This window comes from Burkholderia sp. AW49-1, from assembly GCF_053427845.1.
The window spans coordinates 36096-47577 of sequence record NZ_JBSAXF010000037.1 but is presented as its reverse complement, the minus strand read 5'-3'; the positions used below and the strand labels follow the sequence as shown (position 1 = coordinate 47577).

Sequence of the window (11482 nt, the reverse complement as noted above, 5' to 3'; positions counted from 1 at the left end):
TAGAGACGGTTTCAAAAAGGCCCCATGGGGCTGTTAACTTTCGCGGCGAGCTGTTAACCTCAGGCATCGGAACAACCGAGACTGAGGAGATGACCAAGCCGATCATCGACGATGAATTGTGGACACTGATCGAGCCGTTACTGCCGCCACCCAAGCCGCGGCGCGAGAAGAACCCGGGCCGCCTGCCTGTTTCGAATCGCGCCGCGCTGACCGGCATCCTGTTCGTTCTCAAGACCGGACTACGCTGGCGCGACCTGCCGGCCGAGATGGGATGCGGCTCGGGCGTGACATGTTGGCGCCGGCTGCGCGATTGGCAAGCAGCCGGTGTCTGGGATCGCTTGCACGAGCTACTGCTCGCAAAGCTGCGCGCAGCGGACCAGATCGACTTCTCACGAGCCGCCGTCGATTCATCATCGATTCGCGCAGTTGGGGCAGGCCAAAAACTGGGCCAAGCCCTACCGATCGCGCGCGACCCGGTTCCAAGCACCACATCGTCACCGACGCCAACGGTACGCCGCTCGCCGCGATCCTGACCGGCGCGAACGTCAACGACGTCACGCAATTGCTGCCGCGGATCGACGCGATTCCGCCGATCCGCGGATTGCGTGGCCACCCATTGCAGCGGCCGCGTGTGGTCTACGCGGATCGCGGTTACGACTCCGAGCGACATCGACGCGCGTTGCGCGATCGCATCGAGCCGGTGATCGCCAAGCGCCGTACCGAACACGGCAGTGGCCTTGGCAAATATCGCTGGGTCGTCGAACGCACGCATGCCTGGCTGCATCACTTCCGTCGTCTCCGTATTCGTTTCGAGCGCCGTGCAGACATTCACGGCGCGTTCCTCAAACTCGGTTGCTGCCTGATCTGCTGGAATACCCTTCGGCGGGCCGATCAGTCTTTATGAAACCGTCTCTTAGCGCTCGCTTCAAACGGCAACCTCCCAGAACAGCTTGTCCCGGGACATGCTGCGCGAATAGGATCCATCATGCCTGAAACGAAGAGGATCAACACCCATGCGCAGGGCTGCAAAGGATCTTGACTCAACCACTTTTCGAAGAGGAATCCAACGGAACTTCGAGGAAACCCGTCGTACCGATGGACGTGCCGTCGACTAGCATCTTGTTCTTTTGCGTGCATTTGCCGTGCGTGAAATTAACCACTAAATTGGGATGAGCGTAGGCAATCGTAAGCATGTAGAGTTTTCCGAGCTCCATCGATTCTCCATTTCTTCATGTTGAAATCGCCTCCGCGCAGACCAGGAATCCATGGCGATAGACACAAGGTGAAGCCACAATGAAGATATGTTTCTCTCTGAAGGAAGTTGCAGAGGCACTTTCACTATCACCGGCGACGGTACAGAAGCTCGTACGCGAGAAGTCCTTCCCGGAACCGCGACTGCTATCGAGCCGAAGGGTAGGATGGCTCGTACATGAGGTTCAGAGCTGGGCTGAAGCTTGCCCAGTTTCCGATCTGCCGCCGCCAGAGGATACGGGGGTCAGGAAGCGGTAAATTCCGCGAGTCGATCGGACAACGCGCGCGTGCCGCGTTCCGCCGTTAGCTGGTGGAATGGTGCACGACGACGGTGCCCATTCGATCGCGTTCATCGTTGCCGCAGGGTTCGCATCGTGTGACGCGACGGATGTGTTGATGAGGACTGCGAGCGACTGATGCCAAGAGATCGACCGATGCTCGGTGAAGCATCTTGCTCGACTGCGACGGGGGGCTGTGCCGTCGAGCTCGTGCATTGTCCTGCAGTGCGCGAGCAGTTCTGCATCGCTGATTTCGAGGCGGAATCCGGGCACATGATCAACTTCAAGACCGTCGGTACGGCTCCGTTCGCTGATCGGCGCGGTATGGGGGTGGACTATGGAGCCAGTATGTTTGTGCGCCACCAATTCTGGAAGGCGTTCGCATGTGCTGGATGGTTAGCCATTGTCCGGACACCGCCATCTCGCAGTATGTCTTGCGGTGACGTCTGGTCGGCTTGACCCAACTGCACTCGAGGCTGGGATTGCCTGGCCGAAACAACATGACAGCTATCGCGCGACCAATTTCACGCGACGCGGCTGACCAGGTTCAACCGCCTTCGATTGCATGCGCGCGAATCTATGTTTGCGACGCAAAGTCCTGATCGTCGGGAACGCCTTCGCTTTGTCCTTTGCGAGGATAGTCTGTTGCATTCATTAAACGTGCGTTGTGTCGCCATTGTTGTGGGAAAAATGGAATGGTACGTGGAACCTGATTGCCGAAGGTTTGATGTGCAATTGGAATGTTAATTTGTGGTTTCAAAAAAGTGGAATGAATTGATCGAAATAGATCAAAAATATGTGAAATGTTGTGAATGGAATTGTGAGGGTGTGGGTAATTTATTGAAATAATGATAAACATTGAATTGATTTGATGATCGATGGGCGGGTATTTGGATGGAGGTTTTATTTTTTATTTTTTGCGTATATGGTTCGATTCGATGAATGTCGTTTGTCGCGAAAGGTAACGTGCATGCCTCCGTCATTCGATACAGCACTCGCTTTTGCCTTTCCGGGTGTGACGACGCGTCGGCACGAATTGCGGCCCAGCCGACTGCGACGAGCACGATGCGCGCGCCTCCATTCCGAAGTTAACGCCGTGAGGGCTCATGAATCAATTTATTCGTAGATATGTTGCTTCCCCGATGCTGCACGCACTGGTTGGTGTGGCACTGCAAATTCCGACAATCGATGTTCACGCACACGGCCGGCTTACCGAGCCGCCATCGCGTGTCGTGCTATGCACGCTTGGCCAGAACCCGAACTGCCATGTCGACGCATGGCACGCGAATGCAATGGAGAACGGGAAGTTCTTCCCCGCGGCACAAGGCGGTCTGTCGGATGCATTCGCGCCGGACGATGCCAGGAATGCCAAACCACCGATGGATGGCGAAATTGCCGGCGCCAGCACGAACGGTGCGCTGCCAATGCTGAACGAGCAGTCGCCCGGTCGCTGGCAGAAGATCCCGCTTCGCTCGGGAGCATTGCAAAATTTCAAATGGGAGTTCAGCGCGGTGCACAAGACGCGTCGCTGGAACTACTTCGTCACGCGCGCCGATTGGAACCCGTCGGAAAAGCTGACTCGTGCGCAGTTCGAATCCACGCCGTTCTGCTCGATCCAGAATCCGGGTCAGCCGTACTGGGACCCGAACGCGAACCTGGTACCACAGCAGCCTACTATTCACCAATGCCGGCTGCCGGTGCGTAGCGGTTATCACGTGATTCTCGCGGTCTGGGAAGTCGCGGATACGGCGATGGGTTTCTATCAAGTCGTCGACGTGATGTTCACCAACGGTGACACGATACGCAGCCCGTTCTGACGCCGCTCCAACATGGCACGCCCGGTCGATGTCCGGAGCACCCTGGGCACAAATCGCCTCCAGCGAGATCGAGTCTGACCAAATACTAAAGCTGTCAAATTAACATCCATTTGCCATTTTTTGGATGTCGACAATATGTCTGGATGCATTAATTTGGATGGCTTATCGGTAGAATGAATGTATCGAAGGATATCGAATCATCATTCGCGAAGCGAGCGTCGCTTCGTCAGCATAAATTTCATCTGGATTTAGATGGATATTGATGGAAGTGTTCAAATCCGAAATTGCAACCGCATGTGCGATGGATCGGAGATGGCAATCATCAGCATCGCGGTTCTCATGCTCGAGCGAGAGTGTGGCATCAAGCAACAAACGCGAGCATTTTGATGGAGTGATGGTGCTATAGTCGGCTGCACATGTTGCCGGCAGAAAACATTTTTCAACAATGTGAGTGCCGTCCATGCATATTGTGTGCGGATTTATAGCACTCTAAACCCTATTGCACAGGAAACTTCCGTTATGGGCATGCGCCCGGATCCCACATTTCATGCGTCTCCGAAACTCGCGATGGCAGCCCCGAGAGAAGACTTCGCCTATACGTTGCTGCTCAGCTCCGATTTCTCACAGCCTGACGCGCTCGCGGTCATTGACGTAAGACCTGATTCGCCGACCTATAGCCAGGTGGTCCATACGGTACCCATGCCCAACAAAGGGGACGAACTTCACCACTTCGGCTGGAATGCCTGTTCATCGTCGTTGTCGCCGATGGTTGGCCATGCGTTTCTCGAACGGCGCTATCTAATCATTCCAGGGTTGCGTTCGTCGCGTATCTACATCGTCGACACCAAGCCCCATCCGACGCAAGCGCGCATCCACAAGATAATCGAGCCAGAGGAGGTCTTCCAAAAAACCGGCTACTCGCGTCCTCATACCATTCATTGCGGGCCTGAAGGAATCTATGTCAGCACGCTCGGCGGTGCAGGGAAGGACGGCATGGACGGCCCGCCTGGCATCTTCATCCTGGACTGCGAGACTTTCGATGTCCTCGGCCGATGGGAGGTCGATCGAGGATCGCAGGACAAGCATTACGATTTCTGGTGGAACCTTCCACGCAACTACATGGTGTCGAGCGAGTGGGCGTTGCCGCCACAATTCGAGAACGGCATCGTCCCGGAGGAATTGCTGGCGAACCGTTACGGGCATCGCATCCACTTTTGGGATCTGCGGGGCAAGCGCAACTTTCAAACCATTGACCTCGGGGCCCACCATCAAATGGCACTTGAAGTCCGGCCCGCACACGATCCCGGCAAGGAGTACGGGTTTCTCGGCGTCGTGGTCGACACGACGAGCCTTGAGGGATCGATCTGGACCTGGTGGCGAGAAGATGGGACGTTCCACATCCAAAAGACCGCGACCATCCCACCGGAGCCCGCACCAGCGGAACGCCTGCCTCCAGTGCTTCGAGGATTCGGTGCCGTTCCGCCGCTGGTCACGGACATTGACCTCTCTCTGGATGACAAATTCCTGTACGTCTCATGTTGGGGAACGGGCGAAATGCGTCAGTACGATGTAACTGAGCCTCGCAAGCCGAAGCTGGCGGGATCCGTTCACATCGGGGGAATCGCGCGGCAGACGCCGCACCCGAACGGAAATATATTCGCAGGCGGGCCGCAAATGGTCGAGATCAGCCGTGACGGAAAGCGCGTCTTCTGGACCAACTCGCTTTATTCGAAGTGGGACGACCAGTTCTATCCGAATGGCATACCGGGCGCACAGGTCATGGCTCGGGCCGAGCCCGATGGCGGCTTGGTGTTGGCCGATGATTACTGGGTGAATTTTCCTGACGGCTATCGCGCCCATCAAATCCGGCTTGAGGGCGGCGACTGTTCGACTGACTCGTTCTGCTTTTCGTCGGGGCGAGAGTGAACGCGGGCGGTTGGCCACAAACCAGCCTTTGGCTGGCCGTCGCGGCGAGTGGTTTCTATCATGGGATCAACCCGGCAATGGGGTGGCCGCTCGCGGTTTCAAGCGGGCTGATGGACCAGCGTGCAGTGAGCCTGTTCTACGCGCTCTGGTATCTTGCGGCCGGGCATGTGCTGGCGATATTTTTGGTCACAATTCCGTTCGCAATTCTGTCGCTCCTGCTCGCTTGGCAACACGAGATCCAGATTGCTGCGAGTGTGCTCATCATCAGCTTCGGTGCGTTCCTTCTGATTCAGAGGCGGCATCCGCGTGTGCTGGCACGGATCCCGCCAATGCGGCTTGCCCTTTGGTCCTTTGCCGTGTCCACCGCGCACGGAGCGGGATTGATGCTGGTGCCAATCTATCTCGGGCTCTGCAGCTCGTTCGGCCTGGACCGAGGACATCAGGCCGCACGGGTATTGATCGGCACCAATTTCGGCTTGGCGCTGCTTGTTTCCAGCGTCCATGCGTTTGCCATGCTCGTCGTTGGTGGTGTTCTGGCCTGGCTCGTCTACCGATACCTGGGACTGAAGTTCGTGTCACGGAGTTGGTTCAATCTGGACAAGATATGGGCCTTGAGTCTGATGCTCGTCGGCACGCTCTCGTTCTTTCTCAACTTTTTCATGCCAGGCAGCGACGGTCGGTGGCCGTTATGATCCGATCGGGCCTTGGGGACCTGAATCGGAACGAGATTTGCCTGCAGGCCCGCGTGTTCCGGGCGATCGCGATCATCTCGATGTAGGCAATACATGGAGGCGCGCAGCCGGCAGCGATTGCGCGCTGACGCGGGGGTGGGCCAATTCGTGTGTGCCAACTCGCTGCGGATGGTCAGGGGGGGCATTCTCGACGGAACACCACGATTCAGAAGTCATTGGACGGGAAATGGCGCGCGAGCGGCTTGCCGAGGTCGACGGCGGTCCGGAGCGCCGCCGCATTGTGCTGCACGCATCGAACGATGCAGTGCGACCCACCCGTTGGCTCGGGCCGACCAAATGGAAAGCCTCGGCCCGTTTCGCGGAAATCCTCATAAGGTAGGTGACGCGCTCGTCTTGGCGCAGTGATTTAGCGAGCGAGGCGTGGATCAGCGTTTTCATCTGCACGTACGGCGAAAAGTGGGTGAGGACTCGCGGTGTCTGGTGGCGAGCGGTGTCGCGGGATCGCTCGGAAGGTGATCAATCTTGCTGACCAGCATGTGCACGAACGGATCTGGACTGCGGCTTGGCGCGAACTTGGCCTGACCTCGGTTAGCCCACGCTCACGAAGTTGCTCGTGTTGCGCGGGAATCGATCTGTCCCCTAAATGTCGGCCAGTATGTGGTGTTCCGAACATATGCGACGGTCGAATCGAGTCAGGATCCCTCGTGCGATCAGTCCTCGGAAAGCTCAATACCCCGTTGAGCTTTCGGCCTTTGCCCCTCCCCGAAGAATCGGCGAGGGGCTTTCTTTTGGTTCGTCACGAATTTTCGTCAAAATGGTGCTCGAAGTCCGCATGACCTGTCGACCCCATCATGTGCGCCGCGCAGGCGCTCGAGGGGCCTGCCGATCGGCCGGTGCTCGACGCTACGCGCCATACCGCGGCCGCGTTTTGTGTGCGGGCGGCCGCCGTCAAGCAGACCGGCCGCTCGCCACGCCCGCGCCACAAGGATCGGTGGGGTGCGGTTCAGGCAATCGAGCATGACTACGTGCTGATGATGCTCGATGTCGCAGATTTTGCGGACCTGGCGGCACTGAACGGGGAGGTTTAGAAGTCGGCAGATGGACCGACTTCGCTTCCCCGGAGCCCTGGGGGCGGCTGGGATCGGTACGCGGAGCAAGTGGGCCAGCGTGCCGTGCGACGGCACATGTGTCGGTGCGCTCGGTGCGCACTGACTCAACAGCGTGTTGGATGTCGGTGTGCTTGACGGCTAGAGCATTGAAAACGTCGCGGCGTACATTGCGACGTTGTTCTCCATCGTCTCGCATCGGTATTGGGTGGGTTTGCAAACGCGGGATCATTCTTCGGCGCTTGCGTTGCTCACGTCGCTCGAATACGGCCTGCAGGAACTGATCCCCGATCTTGTGTCAGCCGGACGAAAGTTCATGATCCGTTCTAGGATTGCGGACTTTCCGTTGGCTGAACCACCGATCGAAGCGCCGCGTGTAGTTCAGGTCGACACCCTGGAACGTGCCGCCGTACGCGGACACCGACCAGAAGCGCGTCAGGTTGATCGTCGCCTTGAACGCGTTGCTCGCCGACTGCAGGCCCTGCTCGAAGCCGAGCACGAAACGCTCGTTGATCGCCTTCGACACCTGCACGACCTGCGGATCGGTCAGGCCGACATCGCTGCGGCCGATCGAGAACTCGTCGAGGCCGAAGGTCTGCGCGACCCGCTTGCCGGTCACGCTGCCGAGCAGCCCGAGCGCCGCTGTCATCGTCCCCTGCTGGCCGACGTTGTTGCCCTGGTCGGTGCCGTGCCCGAACAGCAGCCACGACAGCTTTTCGTTGTCGGTGACGTTCGGCTCCGACACGAGCTTGACCGTCAGCGACTGGATCGTGCCCGTCACCTGCACGCCGGCCTCGACCTCCTGGTTGCGCCGCATCGCGAGGATGTTGACGCCCGGATTCGACACGGGCCCGTTGAACGTGAAGAAGCCGTTCTCGATCGCGAGCTTGCGGCCGAACGACGTGTACGTCGATCCTTCGGTCACGCGCACGTTGCCGACCGCGCGCAGCGGCACGCCCGGCGCGCTCATCACGGTGATCGTGCCGCGCAGCCCGAGATCCGCGCCGTGGCCCTTGAAGCGGAAGTTGTTGCCGAGGCCGATGTCGATGTTCGCGCGCGGCGCGAGCGACGGCGCCGGCTTGTCCGTGGCCGGCTGCGGCTTCGCCACCGCGGTGCCCGTCGGCGTCTCGCCGCGCACCGTGCCGTCCGGCTGCATGATCACGACATCGTCGGACAGGTGCGGCGCCGATTCCTCGGGCAGGTCGAACAGCGCATGGTCGACGACGAACTTGCCGTCGATCGACAGCGCGCCGCGCGGCCCGTCGTTCGCGACCGTCGCCTTGCCCGACAGCGACAGCTTGCGATCCGGCGCCGCGAACAGTTCGAGCTTGTCCGCGACGATGCTCGCGGTCAGGTCGGGCGCCTCGCCGTCGAGGCGCACGCGGCCGAGCGCGCGCAGCGTGCCGTCGCCGCCGTGGAACTCGACCTGCTGGAATTCGACGAGGTTTTCCGTGAGCTTCACGCGCACGATGCCGTCCTTCAGTTGCACGCCCTGGTCGACGAGCGTCGCGGACAGGTCATCGCCCGTCAGCATCCCCGACAGGTTCGGCTTCAACGGCGTGCCGGCGACCGTCAGCTTCAGCGCCGCGCGCCCGCCGAGCAGGTAGCTCGGCCCGAACAGGTTGCCGGTCGCTTTCAGCGACGGGATGTCGGCGTCGATGCGACCCGACAGCGGGCCGTCGTCGGCGACCCCGAACATGCCGTCGCGCAGCGCGAACGGCACCGTGACGTTCGCGTCGAGCGTGCCGATCCGGTTCGCGTTCGCGAGCGCCGTCACGTTGAGCCGGTTGCCGGGCGCGAAGCTCGCGCGCGCGGACAGGTCGGTCAGCCCCAGCGACGCGATGCCGCGCCCGCTCTCGATCGTCACGTCGCCGCCGCGGCGCTTCACCTGCACGTAGCCCGTCGCGTTCGCGCCGAGCGAGAAATCCCAGTCGGCATCGAGCACGACGTCGGTGCGCACCGGCGGCCGCTGGCCCGTCAGCTCCTGGCGGATCTCGAGGAAACGCGCAACCGATACGCCGCTCACCGAGCCTGCCGAGCGCATCTGGCCGTGATCGAACACGAACGACTTCAGGTCGATCGCCGCGCCTTCGAGCGTGAGCCGTGTCGCGCCGAGCGTCACGCGTCCGGCGCCGGCCGACACGGTGAGCGGCGCCTGCAGCGCGACGGCCGGCGTGCCGCGGTTCGCGAGGCGCGTGACGGTGCCGTCCCAGCGCATCCCGTCGCGGCTCTCGACCACACCGCCGTTCGCCGCGAGCGTCGCGTCGATCACGCGGCCGCCGGCCGTCCCGAGCGCCGATGCGTCGAGCGTGTGCTTCGCGCGCGTGCCGTTCAGATTCGCGCGCAGCGATTTCAGCTTCAGCGAGCCGAGCGCGATGTCGGTCGCGTCGGCCGTGAACACGAGTGCGCCGTGCGCGCCGTCGCGGATGTCCGCGCGGCCCTGCGCGGCGCCGATCCGGTTCGATCCGACGACGACGCGCTCGGCCTTGTAGGTGGCCGTCACGTTCGGATGCGCGAAGCTGCCCGTCAGGTCGCCCTGCGCCTGCACGAGCCCTTCCACGCCGAAGCCGAGCCGGTCGAGCTGCGGCGCGTCGACGACGAAGCGCAGCCGGTCGCCGGGCGCGCCGAAGCTGCCGCGCAAATCGACGTGGTTGCCCGCGATCGACAGGTTCGCGTTGCTCGGCAGGATCCGCGAGCCGACGAGCTGCACGACGCCGGCACCGGTCAGCGGCACGCCGTCGTAGAGGCTGTCGCCGAGCTTGAAGGTCGCCTTCGTCGACACCTGCGGCGCGAACGCGCCGGAGGCCGTCAGCGTGCCCGATACGCGCGTCTCGCCGCGCCTGGCCGGCGCCTTCGCGGTTGCCTTCGCCGCTTTGGCGGCCGGTTTGCCGCCGCCCGCGCCCGGCGCGCGCATCGCGGCGAGCAGCAGCGGATCGAACGCGGTCAGCGTCGCCTTCGCGTCGTAGCTCGAATGCGCGTCGTGACGGAACACGCCGGTCAGGTCGATACGTCCCTTGCCCGCCGTCACGCGCGCATCGGTCAGCACCGTCTGCTGCTGCGTCAGCGCGACCTTCGCGCGCGCGCCGAGCGCGAGCTTCGGATCGTTCAGGTTGAAGTCGACGGTCGTCACGTCGCCTGCGAGCGTCACGCCGAGCGGGCCGCCGAGGCGCATTGGCCGCAACTCGGCGACGAATGCATTGAGGTCGAGGTTCGCGACCTTCAGGTCGAAGCGGCCCTTGCCGCCGGTCAGCGCGCCGTTTCCGGTCACGCTGCCGTCGCGGATCAGTTTCAGCGCGAGGCCGTCGATCCGCTGCGCGTGTGCGTCGAGATTGACGGTCGCATGTGCGTCGACGACGGGCAGCAGATGCTCGCCGAGCGTGCCGGGCTTCGCGTTCACGATCGACACCGGGCCGGTCACCGCGAAACCCTTCGCCGCTGCGGCGCCGGCCGGCGCGGTCACGGGTGCCAGCTCCGCGCGCACCGCGAGATCGGCGGCCGGCGCGCCCGGCGCGAGCGCCTGCGGGTTCACGTGATCGAACGCGAGCGACGCGCGCGTGAGCGGCACCGCGCCGAACGGCGCGGCCTCGACGTGCGCGCGCCCGTTCAGCTTCATCCCGCTCGCGGCGACGTCGGCGACGAGCGCTTCGAGCGAACCCGATACGTTCGCGCTCGCGTTGACCGGTTCGTTCGCGAGCTTGCCCACGTAAGTCGCGTTGCCCGTCAGCGCGAACGGCTTCACGCCGTCGAGCTTCGCGCGTGCGGTCAGCGCGCCGTACGGCGTGTCGACGCCGTCGAGCGCAAGTTCATGGTGGCGGCCGTCGCTGCGGCCGTTCAGCGCGAGATGGTCGAGCTGCGTCGTCGACCCGCCTTCGTGAATCGCCAGGTGATCGACGCGCAGATCGTCGATCCGCAACTGCAGCGGCAGGCTCAGGTCCTGCGGCGTCGTGCTCGGCGTCGACGGCCCAGGCGCGATCCGCACGTCGATCGTGCCCGCGCGCAGGTAGTCGACGGACAGCCGCCACGGCGCGCGGGTCAATTCCCAGCGGCCGTCGAGCCGGTCGATGCGGACCTCGGTGCCGGTGCCGTCGGGGCTGGTCCACGCGAAGCCTCGCAACCGCACGCCGGTCGCAAGCGAGCCGCCTTCCAGCGTGCCCGCGAGCCGTGCGCCGAGCACGCGCCCGGCCACCTGCCACGCGAGCCGCGTGCCGCGCTCGGTCGTCGCCGCGGCCAGCACGAGCCCGGCCGCCAGCACGGTGAGCAGCACGACCGTCACGAGCGTCCACGCGACGATCCGGCCCGCACGCACGCGGCGCGGCGCGCGCGGCGGCGCGTCGGGCGCGCGCTCGGGCGAGTCCGGATCGTGAGGCGGCGGCGTGTCGTTCGGATCCTTCGTCATGCGGTTCGTCGTGGCT

Annotated in this window: 7 protein-coding genes; 6 read left to right on the top strand and 1 reads right to left on the bottom strand. The window is 62.6% G+C overall.

Annotation, left to right across the window (positions count from 1 at the left end; translation table 11 throughout):
* Positions 1 to 89 precede the first annotated feature (89 nt).
* The 6 genes from ACV22W_RS30350 to ACV22W_RS30325 all read left to right on the top strand — a co-directional run bounded on the left by ACV22W_RS30350 (position 90) and on the right by ACV22W_RS30325 (position 7052).
* A protein-coding gene (locus tag ACV22W_RS30350; protein ID WP_448023099.1) for an IS5 family transposase occupies positions 90 to 904 on the top strand; the annotation gives its coding sequence in 2 pieces (ribosomal slippage) (positions 90 to 438 and positions 438 to 904; 816 coding nt in all).
* A gap of 389 nt (positions 905 to 1293) precedes the next feature.
* On the top strand, positions 1294 to 1509 hold the full coding sequence (locus ACV22W_RS30345) for a helix-turn-helix transcriptional regulator (RefSeq protein WP_448023098.1): 216 nt from the start codon (positions 1294 to 1296) through the stop codon (positions 1507 to 1509).
* A 1162-nt stretch (positions 1510 to 2671) separates the two neighbouring features.
* A complete protein-coding gene (locus ACV22W_RS30340; RefSeq protein ID WP_448023103.1) occupies positions 2672 to 3346 on the top strand; it encodes a lytic polysaccharide monooxygenase in 675 nt (224 codons plus the stop codon).
* 519 nt (positions 3347 to 3865) lie between these two features.
* Positions 3866 to 5272 (top strand): selenium-binding protein SBP56-related protein, encoded by a 1407-nt coding sequence (locus tag ACV22W_RS30335; protein WP_448023097.1) that lies wholly within the window; start codon positions 3866 to 3868, stop codon positions 5270 to 5272.
* Positions 5269 to 5964 carry a hypothetical protein gene (locus tag ACV22W_RS30330; protein ID WP_448023096.1) on the top strand — a complete coding sequence of 232 codons (696 nt, stop codon included), beginning with the start codon at positions 5269 to 5271 and terminating at the stop codon, positions 5962 to 5964. Before ACV22W_RS30335 ends, ACV22W_RS30330 begins: the two co-directional genes overlap by 4 nt.
* Before the next feature lie 851 nt (positions 5965 to 6815).
* Positions 6816 to 7052, top strand: a complete 237-nt coding sequence (locus ACV22W_RS30325) for a hypothetical protein (RefSeq protein ID WP_448023095.1) — start codon at positions 6816 to 6818, stop codon at positions 7050 to 7052.
* Positions 7053 to 7368: 316 nt separating this feature from the next.
* Here ACV22W_RS30325 and ACV22W_RS30320 read toward each other — a convergent pair whose 3' ends face one another.
* Positions 7369 to 11466, bottom strand: a complete 4098-nt coding sequence (locus tag ACV22W_RS30320) for a translocation/assembly module TamB domain-containing protein (protein ID WP_448023094.1) — start codon at positions 11464 to 11466, stop codon at positions 7369 to 7371.
* Positions 11467 to 11482: the final 16 nt, after the last annotated feature.

Excerpts from the sequence above, each read along its gene's own strand:
- ACV22W_RS30335 (WP_448023097.1), top strand. The coding sequence starts at position 3,866 with ATGGGCATGCGCCCGGATCCCACATTTCATGCGTCTCCGAAACTCGCG.
- ACV22W_RS30340 (WP_448023103.1), top strand. The coding sequence starts at position 2,672 with ATGCTGCACGCACTGGTTGGTGTGGCACTGCAAATTCCGACAATCGAT.
- ACV22W_RS30345 (WP_448023098.1), top strand. The coding sequence starts at position 1,294 with ATGAAGATATGTTTCTCTCTGAAGGAAGTTGCAGAGGCACTTTCACTA.
- ACV22W_RS30325 (WP_448023095.1), top strand. The coding sequence starts at position 6,816 with ATGTGCGCCGCGCAGGCGCTCGAGGGGCCTGCCGATCGGCCGGTGCTC.
- ACV22W_RS30320 (WP_448023094.1), bottom strand. The coding sequence starts at position 11,466 with ATGACGAAGGATCCGAACGACACGCCGCCGCCTCACGATCCGGACTCG.